The organism is Roseateles sp., assembly GCF_039595295.1.
Classification (GTDB): domain Bacteria; phylum Pseudomonadota; class Gammaproteobacteria; order Burkholderiales; family Burkholderiaceae_C; genus Roseateles.
Genome location: NZ_JBCNLU010000011.1, coordinates 76,969 through 94,799, shown reverse-complemented (window position 1 = coordinate 94,799; position 17,831 = coordinate 76,969). Strand labels below are relative to the sequence as shown.

Genomic DNA, 17,831 nt, shown 5'->3' with positions numbered 1-17,831 from the left:
GTATTGATTTGCGATTTTTTTACACAACTCGACAATCCATCCCCATGCAGAACGATCCCTCCCCCCGTTCCAAGCGCGGCGCCAAGGCGCTGTTCCTGCTGGCGACCCTGTTGTCGCTCGGCGCCGAGACGGCCCGCGCCGCCTGGCCCGAGTGGGAGACGCCCGCCGTCAGCCACAAGGACGTCAAGCCCTACACCGACGTGACGCCGCTGCACGCGCTCACGCTGCCGGCGCCGCCCGAGGAAGGCACGCAAGCGGATCGCGACGACGTCGCCGCCGTGCTGGCCCGCCAGAAGGTCGACGCGGCCCGCCGCGCGATGGCCGAAACCGATGGGGAGCTGCTCTACGACCGCTTCGCGCCGCTGCTGGGCATCGAGCTGCGACGCAACCGCTATCCCGCGCTGATCGAGCTGCTGAACCGCTCAGTGCGCCAGGCGGGTCAGCCGGCCTTCGCGGCCAAGAACCTCTACCGCCGCCTGCGCCCCTATCAACGCCTGACCCTCGATCACGTCTGCGGCCGCACCGGCACGTCCAAGCCGGATCCGGACGCGCAGCAGCGCACCTCGTATCCGTCCGGTCACTCGACCTACGGCTGGACGACCGCGCTGGTGCTGGCGCGCGTCGCGCCGGACAAGGCGCCCGCGCTGCTGGCGCGGGCCCGCGATTACGGTGAAAGCCGCCTCATCTGCGGCATGCACTTCCCCAGCGATGTGGAAGCGGGCCGAGCGCTCGCGACCGCCGTCGTGTCCCAGCTGGATCTGAACCCCGACTTCCAGCGGGACCTCCAGCGCGCCCGCGCCGAACTGGCCGCCGCGCGCTGAGCTGAGTTCCAGCCGCCTCGCGCGGCCTGATCTTGCCGACGCGGCCTCCCGCCGCCCGGTCGGCTCCTCCCTTCCCCAAGGGCCGTCGCTTCCGCGATCAGCCGAGCTTGCCCACGACGCCCCACCCGGGGCGCCGCGCTCCGCCGTTGCCGTCCGCTTCCGTTCTTTCCTTTTCCTCTCATCGATAGGCCTCCCCCCATGAAGACCCGTCTTTCACTCCTCGCCCTCGCCTGCCTGGCAGCCACCCTGCCGGCCGCGGCGCAGACCGCCACGCCCGACAACAAGCTCGAGAAAGTCGAGGTGACCGGCACCATGATCAAGCGCCTGGACGCCGAGACGCCCGCGCCGGTCACCATCCTCAAGCGCGAGGACATCCTGCGCACCGGCGCCACCTCGCTGGACGAGCTGCTGCGCATGGACCCCTCCACCGGCGCCGGCGGTCTGGACGACCTGGGCTCGGGCAACGGCTTCGCCGCGGGCACCGCGTCGATCTCGATGCGCGGCATGGGCTCGGCGGCGACGCTGGTGCTGATCAACGGCCGCCGCATCGCGCCGGCCGGCGTGGTCGACCCCAACAGCGGCCAGTCCACCGTGTTCAACATCAACTCGATCCCGATGTCGGCGATCGAGCGCGTGGAAATCCTGAAGTCGGGCGCCTCCTCGCTCTATGGTTCGGACGCGCTGGCCGGCGTGGTCAACGTGATCCTGCGCAGCGACTACCAGGGCCAGATGATCGAAGTGAACGCCAAGCAGCGCTTCGACGGCCTCTTCAAGAACCAGACCGTGAACGGCACGGTGGGCTTCGGCAACATCGCCGATGACGGCTACAACGTCATGATCGGCGCCGAGGTCTATCTGCGCGACGGCGTGAACATCACCGAAGCGCCGGACCTGGTCCGCAGCGACATCCTGACCAAGCTCTACAACCGCCTGGTGCCGAGCTCGACCTCGTCCTACCCGGGCAACCTCTACACCTACAACAACGGCCTGGCCGGCAGCTTCCGCGGCATGCTGTCCAGCGAGTGCAAGACGCAGGCGCCCTACTCGTCGACGGTGAGCACCCCGCGCTGCCTGTGGGACTCCAACCAGTACGCGTCCTACGTCGGCGAGCAGAAGCGCGGCTCGGTCTTCGCGCGCGGCACGCTGCGCGTGAACGCGGTGACGCAGGTCTCGGCCGAGATCATGGCCTCGCGCGTGAAGAACGAGTACACCGACTCGCCCACCAGCCGTTCCGAATCGCTGACCACCTGGGGCGACTCGCAGGGCAACACGGTGCAGTACATGGGCCTGGCGCTGCCGGCCAACCACCCGCAGAACCCGACCCGTCTGGCCAGCGCGAGCAACCCGATCAAGCTGCCCAACAGCAGCGGCGGCACGACGACCTACACCAAGCCCACGGTGCTGGGTCTGCGCTACCGCTTCGCCGACATTCCCTACGGCTACAGCACCGAGGCGGACAACGTCCGCATGGTCGTGAGCGGCCAGACCGAGTGGAACGGCTGGGACCTGGACGGCGGCATCCTCCACCACTTCCAGCGCAACACCAAGGACCTGCACGGCCGTCTGAGCCTGTCCGGCCTGAACAAGGTCGTCAACGACGGCAGCTACGTCTTTGGCGGTGTCAACAGCGCCGACGTCCTGGCCATCATGGCGCCGGACCTGCACGACTGGGGCAAGGCGCAGACGAGCTCGGTGGACCTGCGCGGCTCGCGCGAGATCGGCCAGCTGGCCGGCGGCGCGGCGATGCTGGGCCTGGGCGGCGAGTTCCGTCATGAGAGCTTCGAGGTCGGCGCGGACCCGCGCACGGCCGCCGGCGACATCATCGGTCGCGGCATCGGCGAGGCGAGCGGCTCGCGCAACGTGGCCGCCGCCTACGCGGAAGTGCAGGCGCCGCTGTTCAAGGGCCTGGAGACGCAGACCGCGCTGCGCGCCGAGCATTACACCGACTTCGGCAACGCGGTGACGGCCAAGGTCGGCGCCAAGTACAAGCTGACCGACACGATCTCGCTACGCGGCAGCTGGGCCAACGGCTTCCGCGCGCCGTCGCTGTCGCAGATCAGCAAGTCCTCGGTGTTCTCGTTCAGCTCGGGCTATCGCGATCCGCGCCTGTGCCCGGTGGTGGACACGACCAACAACAACTGCTCGTTGAGCCTGTCGACCGTGTCGCTGGCCAACCCGGACCTGAAGCCCGAGAAGTCGGACTCCTACACCCTGGGCGTGCTGTTCTCACCGACCCGCTCGACCGACGTGATCGTCGACGGCTGGTACATCGAGCGCCGCGGCGAGGTGGACCGCCTGAGCGCGCAAGAGATCCTGAACCGCGAGTCGCAGTTCCCTGGCATGGTGCTGCGCCTGCCGACGACCGACGGTACGCTGGGCCAGGTTTTCCAGGTGCGCCGTCCCTACCTGAACCTGGCGAAGACGCGCACCTCGGGCGTGGACTACGACCTGACGCAGCGCTTCTCGCTGGCCGAGCTGGGCAAGGTGCGCCTGAGCCTGCGCGGCACGCGCATGCTGATGCGCAAGCAGCAGGACGAGGCCGGCCAGGCCGCGGTCGAGACGCTGGGCTTCTACAAGGTGCCGCGCAGCAAGGCGTCGCTGAGCGCCAACTGGTCGCGCGACGCGTGGTCCGTCACGATGACGGGCAACTACCAGAGCGGCTTCCAGACCTTCGACGCGGGCGGCACCTGCGACTCGACGCTGGTCAGCAAGGGCTATGCGGACCTGTGCCGCATGAAGGCCTGGCGCACGCTGGACCTGTCGGTCAGCTACAAGGGCTTCAAGGGCATCCGCCTGAGCACGACCATCCGCAACCTGGCCGACTCGCGTCCGCCGCTGGACCCCAACGAGACCGAAGTCGGCGTGACGGGCAGCGTCGCCAACGCCTACGGCCGCTACCTGACGGTCAACGCTTCCTACGAGTTCTGATCGCCGGAACGGCCGATCGCCACGCCGCTCGAGCCGGCGTGGCCGCATCGCCCCCGCGCCCCGAAGGCCGTCCTGATGGACGGCCTTTTTTCATGGCGGCGCGCGGGGCCATCCCATTCGTCACTTGACCGGCCGCATCGACCGCGCCTAACATCGCGCCCGCTCCGACAGCCGCAGGCCCCGATTCCATCGGACCTTCCGCCCGCCGGACGCCGTAAGCGTTCAACGTCAACCAACGCGCCAACCAGCCGATCTGGATCGCCCTCGTGCGTCCCAGCCGGCTTGCGCGCGAGGTTCGACGATGCTTCATTCCCCACGGGCGCCACGCCCGAACCGGCTGCAAGAGCCGGGCCTGCCCCGGGCACCGCCGGCACGGGTCGATGACTCCCTCTTTCCACTGATTCCTCGCTCCGACGACACGGACCGCGCCTGGCTTCGCCGCGCCGCCGTCTCGCCGAGGCCCGTCCCCTCACGCCCGCGCCGCACATGAGCGCGCGCGGCGACCGACATCGACATCACCATGACCACGATTCAATCGGCTCAATCGGCTCAATCGGCTCAATCGGCCCAAGCCTCCCAGGCAGCTCAAGCGGCGCACGCCGCTCTCCCTCGCACCACGCTGAACCACATGAGCCTGCCCACGCATGACGTGCCCGGCACGGTGGCGTTCCTCGTGCGCTACCTCGACGTCACGACCTTCCCCTTCGGCACCAGCTGCGTGGTGAAGAAGGACGGCTGGGACATCGTCATCGAGGACGCCGGCGACCGCGACGTCGCCTGGCCCGGCAACTTCCACATCGGCATGGAGCTGGCCACGCGCGCCGAGCTGGAGCAGATGTACGCGGCGATGCTCGCCGACGGGGTGCCCATCCAGACCCCGCTGTTCGTGCACGTGCGCGGCTCGCGCTTCTTCTGCTGGATGCCCGGTGAGGTGCTGCTTGAGGTCAACACCCGCGAGGACGCGCAACCGCAGTACAAGGCGACCTTCGCGAGCCAGCAGAGTTGACTTGGGCATGGCTTGAGGCACCTGGGGTAAGCGGGACTGGATCGCCCTGATCCGGGCTGGCAACATGCGTCGATTCCGACTTCGTGATCGACGCCGATGCCCGCTGCCAAGTCCCCTGCCCCGCGTGTCGCCAAGGCCGCGACCAAGCCCGCCACGAAGGCTGCCGCCAAGGCCGCGCCTGCCCCCACGGGCGACGCGGCCTCGTCGCTGATCGACGCACGCATCGAAGAGCTGGGCGACTGGCGCGGCCAGGTGCTGGCGAAGGTGCGCGCGCTGATGCATGACGCAATCCCCGACGTCGTCGAGGAATGGAAATGGGCCGTGCCCGTGTGGGCTCACAACGGTCACATTTGCACCGGCGAGGTCTACAAGCAGGCGGTGAAGCTGACTTTCCCCAAGGGGGCGAAGGTCGAGGATCCGTCGGGCTTGTTCAACGCCAGCCTGGAAGGCAATGCGCGCCGCGCCATCGACATCCGCGAGGGCGAGGCCATCGACGAGAAGGCGCTGAAGGCCCTGTTCAAGGCGGCCGCCGCGCTCAATCCCCCCAAGAAGGTGAGGGCCGGCAAGGCCTGACCCTGCCTCGGCGGACCTAAGATCCGCCGATCCGATTTCAAAGACTCCGACGCCATGACTCGACGCCTCGCCCGCCGCTCCACCGCCCTGCTGCTTCCGTTGGCGCTGCTCATCGGCGCGTGCTCGGCCTCGGCCTTCCAGCCGCCGAGCGCGGGCGTTGAGCCGCTGCGCGAGCGCATCGTCGAGATCAACATGGAGCTCCGTCGCCTGAACGAGCGACTGCGCGCGGAGGAGACCTCCGCCGAGGATCGCGCGGAGGCTTACCGCAAGTGGCAGGCGCTGAGCGCCGAGCGCGCCCAGCTCAGCCGGCGCGTCGCGGAAGCGTCGGACCCGTCGAAGCAGAGCCCGTTGATCAACTACGCGGGACCGCGTGCCGTCACGGACCTGTGACGCTGAGGGCCGAGGTCGCCTCGGCCCCTCTCCTCACTTCAGCTGCTGGATCCGCAGCATGTTGCCCGCCGGGTCGCGCACGCCCATGTCGCGCACGCCGTAGGGCTGATCGGTGGGCTCCTGGACGATCTCGGCATCGCCGGCCTGCAGGCGCTGGAAGGTCGCGTCCAGGTCTTGCGAGCCCAACAGCAGCATCGCGAACGTGCCCTTGGCCATCATCTCGGCGATGGTGCGCTTCTCTTCATCGGTGACGCCGGGCGTGGCATTGGGCGGGAAGAGCACGATCGAGGTGTCGGGCTTGCCCTTCGGTCCGATCGTGATCCAGCGATTGCCGCCGAAGGCCACGTCCTTGCGGACCTCGAAGTCCAGCACGTCGCGATAGAAGGCGAGCGAGACTTCCGCGTCCGTGTGCGGCAGGAAGGTCGAGTGGATGGTGATGCTCATGTCGTGTCTCCGTATCGGTTTGCGGGTGATGTGGGGTGATCGCGCGACCGTCGCCGCGCCGGTTCCGAACCATGGGAGGCAGTCTAGGCATCCCCGCCGGAGGGCGCTTCTCGATTCCTGATCGGTCGCGTCACCTGCTTGGCGACGCAGGACGGGATGCCCTCGGCCTCGCCTGCGGAGTCGCGCCGGTAGACGCTGGGCGGCACGCCGACCAGCTCCGTGAAGCGGGTGCTGAAGGTCCCGAGCGATGAGCAGCCGACCTCGAAGCAGACCTCGGTGACGCTCAGATCGCCGCGACGCAGCAGCGCCATGGCGCGCTCGATGCGGCGGGTCATGAGATAGGAGTAGACCGACTCCCCATACGCGAGCCGGAACTGCCGACTCAAGTGACCGGCCGACATGCCGATGCCGGCGGCCAGCGCGTCGACATCGAGCGGCTGGGCATAGTCGCGATCGATGCGGTCGCGGACGCGGCGAAGGCGGGCGAGATCGCGCAGGGTGGTCTCGCGAGAGTTGGCGGGCATCGGCGGATGCTGCCACGACTCTGAGGCTTCAGAAGTACTTCACCCACCCCCACCTCGTCCTCCGCTTGAACGCCGCGAAGGCCTTCACCGGCGGATACAGCAGCGGCACCATCGCGAGCCACACCGCCCACACGATCCAGAACTGATCGGCATCCACCCCGAATCTCGTCCCCTGATTCGGCCCGAAGAGCGCCAGCAGCACGCGATAGCCGATCAGCAGCAGGTACAGGTGCAGCAGGTAATAGAACATCGGCGCGCCGCCGAAGACCGCGCACAGGCGCGTGAACGCGTTGCCGCCGCGCTCCAGCACCGCCAGCAGGATCAGACCGAGCCCCAGCGTCAGCAGCAGGAAGTCCAGAGACGGCGGGTACTTCGTGAAGTTGAGCCAGGACATCGCCGTCTCCAGCGAGGTCGCGCCAGCGATCCACGGCGCGTTCTCGCCGTAGAGGTTGAAGCCGCGCAGCACGACGAGCAGCAACAGGCACCCGACCGCGACGCCGATCAGCACGCGCGCCCGCCGCGCTGACTCGACCGCCCGCGTGAACAGCGGCCCCATTGCGAAGCCGAGCAGCATCACGCCCACCCACGGCAAGGCCGGGTAGCTGACGCGCACCCGCACCAGTCCTTCGGGGACCAGCCAGTCGCGATGCATCAGCAGGGTCCACAGCGCGCGCAGCGGACCGTCCGGCGGGACCACGGGGCCCATCAGCCCCGCCAGCGCGTTGTGCCCGCCGACGATCGTCAGCCCGATCGCGGCGAGCCCCCAACGCGGCAGGCCCGACAGCAGCGCCAACGCCAACATGCTGAAGCCGATCGCCCAGATCACCTGCAGGTAGAGCACGTCGAAACTCGCGCTCCATGCAAAGTTGATCAGCGTGAGCTCCAGCCCGATCAGCAGCAGCCCACGCTTGATCAGGAACCCGCGCACCTCGCGCGGCGGCGCGTGGTCCGGATTCGCGTAGAGCCAGGCCGAGAGCCCGGTGAGGAACACGAACACCGGCGCGCACAGGTGCGCGGCCAGGCGCGAGAAGAAGAGCTCGGGCGGCGTGCCGGGCACGGTCATGGGATCGGTCACCTGCAGGTGCAGATAGAGCGTCTCCCGGACGTGGTCCAGCAGCATCACGATCATCACGAAGCCGCGCAGCGCGTCGATCGAGGTGATCCGGGCGGAAGCAGTCATCGTCGGTCCTCCCTCAGCCGTCAGAAGTCGTAGCGCGCCGACATGACGACCTTGCGACCCGCGCCCGGCGCGACCCACACCTGGCTGTAGGCGCTGGCGTACCAGGTCTTGTCCAGCACGTTGTCGACGTCGACGGACAGCAGCCAATGCCGGTCGATGCGGTAGCTCCCCGTCAGCTTGAGCGTCGCGTAGCCCGGCAGCTTGAAGTCGTCGGTCGCAGTGAGCGGCGCCACCGCGCCCTCACGTCGGCTGGCGAGGTTCACGCCGATGCCCGCCGTCGCGCGTCGCTCGCCCAGCAGGAAGCTCCGCACCAGCAGCAGATTCGCGCTGTGTTTGGGCACGTTGGCGAGCTGACGTCCCACGAGGAAGGCGTTGTTGTCCTCGGACACCTTCGCGTCGGTGAACGCGTAGGCGAAGGACAGCCGCAGGTCCCGGGCCAGCTCGCCGCCGATGTCCAGTTCCACGCCCTGGCTGCGCACCTCGCCGGCCGCGACGGAGAAGTTGTTGGGATCGGTCGGATCCGGCGTCAGCACGTTGTTCTTGGCGATGCGGTACAGCGCCAGCGTGCCGGAGAGCCGTCCGTCGGCCGAGTCGACCTTGGCGCCGACCTCCGCCGATCGCCCCTTCTCCGCCGGGAACGGCGTGTAGGCGCGGCTCACGCCGCTGTTGGGCCGGAAGCTGCGCGACGCCGTCGCGTACAGCGACACGGTGCCGCTCGGCTGATACACCGCGCCGACGCGCGGCGAGGTCGCGCCCAGCGATTGCGCCGTCGTGATGCCGCTGCGGCGGTTGAGCAGCGATTGCTCGTAGCGGTCGTGCCGCAATCCCAGCAGCAGCTTCCAGCGCGGCCCGATATCGATCTGATCCTGGGCGTAGACGGCGCGCGCCTTCTGCTCCTCGCGTGTCCAGGTGTTGAGCGACATGGCCGGCGGCGTGGCTCCATACACGGGGTTGAAGAGATCGATGGGCGTCGAGGTCGCGACGCGGTACTGCTCGCGCCGATCGACGAAACGGTAGGCGTCGACACCCACCAGCAGATGGTGCGTCAGGCCCGCCGCCTTGACCTCGCCGAGCAGCTCGAAGCGGCCGGACAAGTCCTTGCCATCGAAGTCGCGCGTGCGGCGCTGCCGCGTCAGCGTGTGCTTGTCGGCCTGCACGAAGCGAGCCTCGGTGGCGATGCCCGACAGCGAGCTGTCGCGATAGCTCAAGCCCGTCTGCAAAGACCAGCTCGGGCCGAGCTGATGTTGGACGAAAAGCTGGTGGCCGACGCTGCGGGTCTCGATCGGGCCGTCGCCGGGCTCGCCGTAGAAGGCGTGGCGCGGCACGCGGCCGAGCTGGCCGTCGATCGCGACGACGCCTCGATCGAAGGTCGCCTTCTGCTCGGAGAACTCCAGCTCATAGGACACGGTGGTGTCCTCGCCCGCCATCCAGAGGAAGGACGGCGAGAGCATCGAGCGCCGCGATTCGACGTGATCGCGGTCGCTGCCGCCGCGCTCCTGGGCGGCGGTGAGGTGATAGGCGACACGCTCGCTCAAGGGGCCGGACGTCTCGACGGTGACGCGTCGCCGGCCGTGGCTGCCGATGGACAGGCCCAGCGCACTCTCGGGCACGAACAACGGCTTCTTCGTCGTGATGTTGACGGTGCCACCGGGCTCGCCACGGCCATAAAGCGCCGAGGCCGGTCCCTTCAGCACCTCCACCGATGCGGTGTTGGCCGTGTCGCGCACGCCGTTGTAGCCGCGACTGGAGCTGAAGCCGTTCACCAGGTAATCGGAGCCGAAGTTCGGATCACCGGTGAAACCGCGGATCGCGTAGCTGTCCCACAAGCCGCCGAGGTTGCTTTGACGGGACATGCCGCTGGCCAGGTCCAGCGCCTGGTCCAGGCGGGTGACGCCGGCATCGCTGAGCAAAGTATCGGACAGCACGCGCACGCTCTGCGCGAGGTCGCGCGCGGGCGTGTCGGTCTTCATCGCGCCGGTCACGACCAGCGTTCGATAGGGCTGGCGTGTGCCATGGACGCTGACCGCCTCCAGCGTGGCATCAGCAGCCGCCTCGGGCTTGGGATTGGGATCGGGATTGGCGTCGGTCGGAGCCGACTGTGCCCGCAGGCCGCTGGCGCCAAGCACCAGCGCCGCGCCGGGCAACAGGAACTTCAGGACGTAGACGCCGCGATGGACTTCGGACAGGACGGGGCGAACGGACAGGCGCGCGCCGCCGGCACGCGAAAGACGGAGTTTGGACATGAGAGGCAAAGACTGACCCCGAGGAGGCGCGACCCTAGGCCGACGCATCCCCGGCGAATTGAACCGGAGGGTGACAGGGACGGTTCAGGCGGACGGCGGTCCGCGAGGCTTCGCGAGAGTCCAGTCGACGGAGGCGATCCATCCGTCGGAGAGCGCGGCGGGAGGCGGACTCGCCTCTGCATGGGTCAGCAGCGAGGGCGGCGCGTGGCCGGTCGCCAGGGCCTGCGCGTGGAAGAGGCACCAGGCGCAGGCGTCGGCCTTGCGTTCCGGGTCGCCGAGGTCGTTGCCGTCGGCATCAATGCTCGCGTCGTCGGTCAAGGCAACGTTGGCTGCCACCTCGGCCAGCTCGGACGCCTCGGCCACCTGCGACAGCACCGCGACACCAGCACGCTCACTCGCCGGATGCGCGACGTGCCAGGCCTCGTGCAAGGGACGGCCCAACAGGCTGCATGCCAGCACGAGCATGAGCAGCCAAGGGAATCCGGACTTGCGGGACGAGGGCATCGGAACGGAGAGACGGGAAAGCGGCGGGCGCAGAAGAGAGGTCGGAGAGCGGTCGCACGCAAGGGGCGGCGCGACGAAGACCCGGGATTCTGCCCCATGCGCGCGCCGCTTCGACCCAACCCGGTCAACCGGGTCAGCCGAATCGCACCGACGCCTCGAAGCCCGGCTCCGCATTGCGCAGTTGCAGCCGGCTGCCGTGCGCCTCGGCCACCAGCCGGCACAGCGAGAGCCCCAAGCCCACGCCGCCGTCGCTGCGGGTGCGGGCCTCGTCCGGCCGGTAGAAGGGCTGTCCCAGCTGCGCCAGCGACTCGGGCGGCACGCCCGGACCGTGGTCGCGCACGGTGACGCGCGCGCCGTCGCCCTCGCGCTCGACGGTGACCAGCACCGGCCCCGCCGCCGCGTCGTTGTGCCGCAGCGCGTTGTGCACCAGATTCCGCAGCAGCAGTTGCACGCGCATCCGGTCCAGCTTCAGCACCGGCAGGTCGCGGTCCACGCGCAGCGCGACGCCCGGCTGATCCTGCTCCCGCGCCAGCGCGCCGAGGTCGCAATCCGAGACCTGCAGCGCGCGGTGGCCGCTGCCCAGCCGCTCGCTCTCCAGCAGCGCGGAGATCAGCTCCCGCATCTGCCCCAGCTCGTCGAGCAGCGATTCCTTGGACGGTCCCTCGTCGACCAGCTCCGCATGCAGCCGCGCCCGCGTCAGCGGGCTGCGCAACTCATGGCTGACGGCCAGCAGCAGCGCACGCTTGCCGTCCAGCATGGCCTGGATGTCCTCGGCCATCTGATTGAAGCGGTGCGCGAGATCACCGATCTCGTCGCGGTGATGGACCAGCACGCGGTAACTGAGGTCGCCCCGCCCGAAAGCCTCGGCACCCGCGGCCAGCGCCCGCAGCGGCCGGATCATGTGGCGGATCCCACCATAGGCAAGACCTGTCACCATCAGCAGCAGCGGGACCGCCCAGATCAGGCCGTAGTCCAGCTGCATCGCGCCCCACAGGATCACGCTGCTCAGACAAGCCAGCAGGATGAAGATCGCGATCAGCCGCGCGCCCAGCGAGTGCTTGAACTGCGCGTGATGGCGATGCCAGCGCTGATGCCAGCGATGCCGGGCGCGCCAATGCCAGCGCCAGTCGCGCTGCGGCGGAAACGGGATCGCGCCCGCCTCCATCGCCATCCAGCGCTGGAACTGGCGCATCCGCTTGAGCTTCTTCAGCCCGTGCAGATGGCCCAGCTCCTCCATGCGGCGCAGATGCTCCTCGTAGCGGGCGCGATGACGGGCCTCGCGGCGCCTGCGGGGATCGCCGTCCGGCGGCGAATGATCCGGGCCATGCGGATCCAGCGGATCCAGCGGATCTCGTGGATCTCTCGGCCCGCGACCACGAGGCCCCCAATGGTCATAGGGATGACGCGGCCCTTTCATGCGCCGCCCTCCCCGCGCGGCGGCAGCGCGAAGCAGTAGCCCGCGTTGCGCAGCGTCTTCAACGCTTCCAGCGGCTCGAGCTTGCGGCGCATGCGGCTCACCAGGATGTCCACCGCCCGCGTGAACAGGTCGGCCTCCTGGCCGCGCAGCCGATTCAGGATCTCGTCGCGCGAGAACACCCGGCCCGGCTCCCGCGCCAGCATCACCAGCAGCTCGTACTCGGTGCTGGTCAGCTCGATCGCGCCGGTGTCCGCCGACACCTGTCGGCGCGCCGTGTCGATGTCCAAGCCCTCGAAGCGCAGCAGCGTGGCCGGCGCGGCCGCGGCCGGCGCCAGGCGCGCGCGGCGCAGGATGGTCTGCAGCCGGGCCGCGAGCTCGCGCGGTTCGAAGGGCTTGGCCAGGTAGTCGTCCGCGCCCAGCTCCAGGCCGACCACGCGGTCGGTGAGGTCGCCGCGCGCGGTCAGCATCAGGATGGGCATGTCCTTCCACGGCTCCGTCCCGCCCCGCACCCGCTTGCAGAAGGCGAAGCCGTCCATCTCCGGCAGCATGCCGTCCAGGATGAGCGCGTCGAAACGCTCCTCGGCCAGGCGCGCGAGCGCGGCGCTGGGCCGCGTCACGGCGCTCAGCGCGAAGTCGAAACGCGCCAGGTAATGCGCCAGCGGCGCGGCCAGCGCCTCGTCGTCGTCAATCAGCAGCAAGCGATGCATCGTGCCGTCCATTGTGGCTGGTGCGGACCAGCGTGATGGCGCGCTCCGGACAGGCCTTCACGCAATGGCCGCAGGCCCGGCAGGCATCGGCGTTCGGGGTGAAGGCTTGCTGCCAGCCGTGCGCGTAGCCGCGCAGCTTGCCGAACAGGCTCAGCTCCTGGCGCCGCCCCGCGGGCAGCGTGCCGACCAGGAACACGTCGTACGGGCAGACGTCGACGCAATCGCCCTTGCCCTCGCAGCGGTTGCGGTCGATGACCGGCCGCAGCAGCCCCGGGGGCTGCCGGCAGTCGCGGCCATCCATCAGGAGGCCTCGCCGTCGTCGCGGGCGTGGCGATCCTCACGCCCCGAGCGTCGACGCATGCGCCGCAGGGCGAAGCGCAGCATCTGCTGCTGGTCGAAGTCGAGCGCGTCGAAGAAGTCGCCGAAGGCAGCGACGAGCGCCGGGCCGGTCGCCCGCAGCGCCTCGACCTGGCCGTCGAAGAGCTCTTGCGCCTCGTCGCGGCGGAAGTTGTCGGACTCGATCAGGCGCGCCACTTCGGGGCCGCGCGCCAGCGCCTTGAACGCGCGCCGCGCGGTGCGCAGCTGCTCCAGCAGATTCTCGAGCCGCAGTTCCTGGCTGTCGCTCAGGTCCAGAAGGGCACTGGCCCGGGCTTGCAGCCTTTCACCGAAGCGGCCGTGGGCATCGGATCCCAGGCTCCGGCCGAAGCCGCGCTGCCCATGACCGCCGTGGTGACCAGGGCGACCGTGGTGGCCGTGGCCATGTCCGAAGCCGCCGATGCCTCCCCAGCCATATGGGAAACCGCCGAAACCGCCGAAGCGGAACCAGGGTCCGTCGACGGGCAGCGGGCCGTGGAGGCCAGCGTCACACACAGGGCCGAAAGGACCGAAGCGGCCATCGTGGCGCTCGTGATGGTGGTGACGTTCATGGTGGTGACTCCAGCGTCGAAACACATGCATGGTGCTATTCCTCGGTAAAGCCCGGGTGTCCGGGCGGTGAATCCATGTCGCCATGATTCCCATGCCCGCTCGCCAGGGCATCTCACCGCGGTATCGCTGCTTTTCGTTTTGTATCGCCGTCGCCCCGCCCGATGGAATGCCTCTTCGGGGGGAAACAAAGGCCCCACTTGTCCCCTGCGCGTGTCCCTTGCTTGGGCCGCCGCGCTCTCCGGGAACGCCGGCACCGTCCCCCTACAATCGCCGGCTCACCTTGTGTCCCTTGCCCAGATGACACCGCCGCGAGGCGGAGCCGCGCCATGACCGAACTTGCCAAGTCCTTCGAACCCTCTTCTCTGGAAGCCCATTGGGGCCCGCTGTGGGAGTCCAAGGGCCTCTACAAGCCGACGCTCGATCCGGCCAAGCCCTCCTTCAGCATCCAGCTGCCGCCGCCGAACGTCACCGGCACGCTGCACATGGGCCATGCGTTCAACCAGACCATCATGGACTCGTTGACCCGCTACCACCGCATGCTGGGCCAGAACACGCTGTGGGTCCCGGGCACGGACCACGCCGGCATCGCCACGCAGATCGTCGTCGAGCGCCAGCTGCAGGGCCAGGGCCAGAACCGCCACGACCTGGGCCGCAAGAACTTCGTCGCCCGCGTCTGGGAATGGAAGCAGCAGTCCGGCTCCACGATCACGCAGCAGATGCGCCGCATGGGCGACTCCGTGTCCTGGGATCACGAGTACTTCACCATGGACGAGAAGCTGTCCAAGGTGGTCACCGACACCTTCGTCAAGCTGCACGAGGAAGGCCTGATCTACCGCGGCAAGCGCCTGGTGAGCTGGGACCCGATCCTGAAGTCCGCCGTCTCCGACCTGGAAGTCGAGAGCGAGGAAGAAGACGGCTCGCTGTGGCACATCCGCTATCCGCTGGCCGAGGGCGACGAGTCGCTGGTGGTCGCGACCACGCGTCCGGAAACCATGCTGGGCGACACGGCGGTGATGGTCCATCCCGAGGACGAGCGCTACAAGCACCTGATCGGCAAGCAGGTGAAGCTGCCCATCACCGGCCGTCTGGTGCCGGTGATCGCCGACGAGTACGTGGACAAGGAGTTCGGCACCGGCGTCGTCAAGGTCACGCCGGCGCATGACACCAACGACTACCAGGTCGGCCAGCGCCATCAGCTGCCGATGATCACGATCTTCACGCTGGATGCGACGGTGGTCGACTCGCTGGACGAGATCCCCGCCGAGTACCGCGGCCTGGACCGCTTCGTCGCGCGCAAGCGCATCGTCGCGGCGCTGGAAGAGCAAGGCCTGCTGGTCGAGATCAAGAAGCACAAGCTGATGGTGCCGCGCTGCACCCGCACCGGCCAGGTCGTGGAGCCCATGCTGACCGACCAGTGGTTCATCGCCACGAACAAGCCCGGCCGCGACGGCCAGTCCATCGCGCAGAAGGCCATCGACGTCGTCGCCAGCGGCGAGGTCAAGTTCGTGCCCGAGAACTGGGTCAACACCTACAACCAGTGGATGAACAACATCCAGGACTGGTGCATCTCGCGCCAGCTCTGGTGGGGCCATCAGATCCCGGCCTGGTACGCCAGCACCGGCGAGATCTTCGTCGCCCATGACGAGGCCGAGGCGCAGGCCAAGGCCGCGGCGGCCGGCTACACGGGCCCGCTGACCCGCGACGAGGACGTGCTGGACACCTGGTACTCGTCGGCGATGGTCCCCTTCTCCACGCTGGGCTGGCCGGAGAAGACGCTGGAGCAGGACCTGTTCCTCCCCTCCTCGGTGCTGGTGACCGGCTACGACATCATCTTCTTCTGGGTCGCCCGGATGATCATGATGACCAAGCACTTCACCGGCAAGGTCCCCTTCAAGCATGTGTACATCCACGGCCTGGTGCTGGACGCGCAGGGCAAGAAGATGAGCAAGTCCGAGGGCAACGTGCTGGACCCGGTCGACCTGATCGACGGCATCGAGCTGGCCCCGCTGCTGGACAAGCGCACCCAGGGCCTGCGCAAGCCCGAGACCGCGCCCAAGGTGCGCAAGGCCACGGAGAAGGAGTTCCCCGAAGGCATCCCCGGCTACGGCGCCGACGCGCTGCGCTTCACCTTCGCCGCGATGGCGACCCTGGGCCGCAGCGTCAACTTCGACAGCAAGCGCTGCGAGGGCTACCGCAACTTCTGCAACAAGCTCTGGAACGCGACCCGCTTCGTGCTGATGAACACCGAAGGCCAGGACTGCGGCCTGATGGAGCACAGCAAGGAAGAGTGCGCGCCCGGCGGCAAGGCCCACGGCTACCTGCAGTTCTCGCAGGCCGATCGCTGGATCGTCAGCGAGCTGCAGAAGGTCGAGCAGGCCGTGGCGCAGGGCTTCACGGACTACCGCCTGGACCAGGTCGCCAACGCGATCTATTCCTTCGTGTGGGACGAGTACTGCGACTGGTATCTGGAGCTGGCCAAGGTCCAGCTGCAGACCGCGCAGGCCGAGGGCAACGAGGCCGCGCAGCGCGCCACGCGCCGCACGCTGATCCGCGTACTGGAAACCATCCTGCGTCTGTTGCACCCGATCGCGCCCTTCATCACCGAAGAGCTCTGGCAGACCGTGGCGCCCATCGCGGGCCGCAAGTCGACCGACTATCTGGTCACCGCGCAGTACCCGATCGCGCAGCCCGAGCGCATCGATCCGCAGGCCGTGGCCTGGGTGGAGCAGCTCAAGGCGGTGGTCGGCACCTGCCGCAGCCTGCGCGGCGAGATGGGCCTGAGCCCGTCCGACCGCGTGCCGCTGCTGGCCGGCGGCGATCTGAGCTTCCTGCGTGAAGCGGCGCCGGCGCTGAAGGTGCTGGCCAAGCTGCAGAGCGTGGAGCTGATCGAGGACGAGGCCGCGTTCAACGCGCAGAGCGCGATGTCGCCGGTGCTGGTGCACGGCGCCGCGCGTCTGGCGCTGAAAGTCGAGATCGACGTGGCCGCCGAGCAGGCGCGCATCGCCAAGGAGATCGCGCGACTGGAGGGCGAGGTCGCCAAGGCCGAGGCCAAGCTGGGCAATGAGAGCTTCGTGGCGCGCGCGCCGGAGGCCGTGGTGGCGCAGGAGCGTCAGCGCATCGCCGACTTCAGCGCCACTTTGGTTCGGCTAAAAGATCAGGTAGCGCGCCTGGGTGCGTCGACCTGAAGTCGGGCTGCGCGACGGGCACGGACAGGACTTCCGAGATCCTGCGTGCCACGCTCCACGCGGCCCGCATGCGTGACTCGCGCGTCGTCGCCGCCACCCGCGGCGTGACCTGCAGACCGGGCGCCCCATGCAGCGGGCGCCCGTTTTCCATCAGGCCGGGCTCGACCAGATCCATCCAGACGGCGAGCAGCCGGCCGGCGTGCAAGGCGTCGGCCAAGGCCTGTTCATCGAAGAGCGCCGAGTGTGCCGTCGAGACCATCACCTGCGAGGGCTTGCAGAAGCCCAGCACCCGCTCTCCGATCAGGCCGCGATAGCGCGGGAAATAGGCCAGCTGCACGCTGACCGCGTCGGCGGCCTGCATCAGCTCGCGCAGGCCGTAGGGCTCGATGCCCCACTGGGCCCAGAGCGGATCGGCGTGATGCAGGCTGGGGTCGTAGCCGATGACGCGCGCGCCGAAGACGGGGAGCAGCGTCGCGAGTTGGCGGGCTGCCGGCGTCAGGCCGACAAGACCGACGGTGGCGCAGCCCAATTCGCGGCCGACCCAGGTCCCGTCCACCGATTGCACCGGCACGCGGCGCAGCAGCGCGAGCAAGGCGCCGATGACGAACTCCGCTTCAGCCGAGGCGGCGGCCGTGGGCGCGCGCACGACTTCGATGTTGGCGGCACGGCAGGCATCGAGATCGATGTTCTCGGCGCCGGCGCCGATGCGGCCCACCGCGCGCAGGCGCGGGGCCCGGCGTATCGTCTCGCCATCAAGGGCAATCGAGGCGGGCAAGAAAATTGCCTGGGCCTGCGCCACATGCTCCCTCATGGCCGAGGGAACCGCCGCCAGTTCAGGCACCGCCTGAACCGCGTGGCGCTCGGCCAGCCAGTCCAGGACGTCGGCCTCCAGCGGTTCCAGGACTAGCACTGACATGAGGGGGTTTGGAGAGGTTTGTTTGACTTTCTTGCATTGCTGCCATGCAACAATGCCCAGCGCAAC

Annotated in this window: 16 protein-coding genes; 6 read left to right on the top strand and 10 right to left on the bottom strand. The window is 68.8% G+C overall.

Annotation, left to right across the window (positions count from 1 at the left end; translation table 11 throughout):
- Positions 1-44 precede the first annotated feature (44 nt).
- The 5 genes from ABDW59_RS10850 to ABDW59_RS10830 all read left to right on the top strand — a co-directional run bounded on the left by ABDW59_RS10850 (position 45) and on the right by ABDW59_RS10830 (position 5,718).
- Positions 45-821 (top strand): phosphatase PAP2 family protein, encoded by a 777-nt coding sequence (locus ABDW59_RS10850; protein ID WP_343629769.1) that lies wholly within the window; start codon positions 45-47, stop codon positions 819-821.
- 198 nt (positions 822-1,019) lie between these two features.
- Positions 1,020-3,749 (top strand): TonB-dependent receptor, encoded by a 2,730-nt coding sequence (locus ABDW59_RS10845; RefSeq protein WP_343629768.1) that lies wholly within the window; start codon positions 1,020-1,022, stop codon positions 3,747-3,749.
- A gap of 520 nt (positions 3,750-4,269) precedes the next feature.
- Positions 4,270-4,755 (top strand): VOC family protein, encoded by a 486-nt coding sequence (locus ABDW59_RS10840; protein ID WP_343629767.1) that lies wholly within the window; start codon positions 4,270-4,272, stop codon positions 4,753-4,755.
- Positions 4,756-4,851: 96 nt separating this feature from the next.
- Entirely contained in the window at positions 4,852-5,328 is a 477-nt protein-coding gene (locus tag ABDW59_RS10835) for a DUF1801 domain-containing protein (protein WP_343629766.1), read from the top strand.
- Between the two features lie 54 nt (positions 5,329-5,382).
- Complete coding sequence (locus tag ABDW59_RS10830) at positions 5,383-5,718, top strand: hypothetical protein (protein ID WP_343629765.1); 336 nt, start codon at positions 5,383-5,385, stop codon at positions 5,716-5,718.
- 33 nt (positions 5,719-5,751) lie between these two features.
- On the opposite strand, the gene ABDW59_RS10825 is transcribed toward ABDW59_RS10830, so the two are convergent.
- From ABDW59_RS10825 to ABDW59_RS10785, 9 genes are all read right to left on the bottom strand, one after another.
- The gene (locus ABDW59_RS10825) at positions 5,752-6,162 is read right to left on the bottom strand and encodes a VOC family protein (RefSeq protein WP_343629764.1); all 411 of its coding nucleotides are present in this window, start codon (positions 6,160-6,162) and stop codon (positions 5,752-5,754) included.
- Between the two features lie 83 nt (positions 6,163-6,245).
- Complete coding sequence (locus ABDW59_RS10820; RefSeq protein ID WP_343629763.1) at positions 6,246-6,686, bottom strand: helix-turn-helix transcriptional regulator; 441 nt, start codon at positions 6,684-6,686, stop codon at positions 6,246-6,248.
- Between the two features lie 28 nt (positions 6,687-6,714).
- The gene (locus tag ABDW59_RS10815; protein ID WP_343629761.1) at positions 6,715-7,866 is read right to left on the bottom strand and encodes a heparan-alpha-glucosaminide N-acetyltransferase domain-containing protein; all 1,152 of its coding nucleotides are present in this window, start codon (positions 7,864-7,866) and stop codon (positions 6,715-6,717) included.
- Between the two features lie 20 nt (positions 7,867-7,886).
- Positions 7,887-10,109 carry a TonB-dependent siderophore receptor gene (locus ABDW59_RS10810; protein WP_343629759.1) on the bottom strand — a complete coding sequence of 741 codons (2,223 nt, stop codon included), beginning with the start codon at positions 10,107-10,109 and terminating at the stop codon, positions 7,887-7,889.
- An 84-nt stretch (positions 10,110-10,193) separates the two neighbouring features.
- Positions 10,194-10,574, bottom strand: coding sequence for a hypothetical protein (locus tag ABDW59_RS10805; RefSeq protein ID WP_343629758.1), 381 nt, complete (start codon positions 10,572-10,574; stop codon positions 10,194-10,196).
- A gap of 172 nt (positions 10,575-10,746) precedes the next feature.
- Positions 10,747-12,030, bottom strand: coding sequence for a HAMP domain-containing sensor histidine kinase (locus ABDW59_RS10800; RefSeq protein ID WP_343629757.1), 1,284 nt, complete (start codon positions 12,028-12,030; stop codon positions 10,747-10,749).
- Entirely contained in the window at positions 12,027-12,737 is a 711-nt protein-coding gene (locus tag ABDW59_RS10795) for a response regulator transcription factor (protein WP_343629755.1), read from the bottom strand. Before ABDW59_RS10795 ends, ABDW59_RS10800 begins: the two co-directional genes overlap by 4 nt.
- Positions 12,715-13,038 (bottom strand): 4Fe-4S binding protein, encoded by a 324-nt coding sequence (locus tag ABDW59_RS10790; RefSeq protein ID WP_343629753.1) that lies wholly within the window; start codon positions 13,036-13,038, stop codon positions 12,715-12,717. The genes ABDW59_RS10795 and ABDW59_RS10790 overlap by 23 nt, the downstream gene beginning before the upstream one ends.
- Entirely contained in the window at positions 13,038-13,694 is a 657-nt protein-coding gene (locus tag ABDW59_RS10785) for a hypothetical protein (RefSeq protein WP_343629751.1), read from the bottom strand. The genes ABDW59_RS10790 and ABDW59_RS10785 overlap by 1 nt, the downstream gene beginning before the upstream one ends.
- Positions 13,695-13,990: 296 nt before the next feature.
- Between ABDW59_RS10785 and ABDW59_RS10780 the strand changes: the two genes are divergently transcribed.
- Positions 13,991-16,849 carry a valine--tRNA ligase gene (locus tag ABDW59_RS10780; RefSeq protein WP_343629749.1) on the top strand — a complete coding sequence of 953 codons (2,859 nt, stop codon included), beginning with the start codon at positions 13,991-13,993 and terminating at the stop codon, positions 16,847-16,849.
- Here the strand turns inward: ABDW59_RS10780 and ABDW59_RS10775 are convergent.
- On the bottom strand, positions 16,791-17,765 hold the full coding sequence (locus ABDW59_RS10775) for an NAD(P)-dependent oxidoreductase (protein WP_343629748.1): 975 nt from the start codon (positions 17,763-17,765) through the stop codon (positions 16,791-16,793). The two genes, ABDW59_RS10780 and ABDW59_RS10775, sit on opposite strands and share 59 nt — an antisense overlap.
- Between the last annotated feature and the right edge of the window lie 66 nt (positions 17,766-17,831).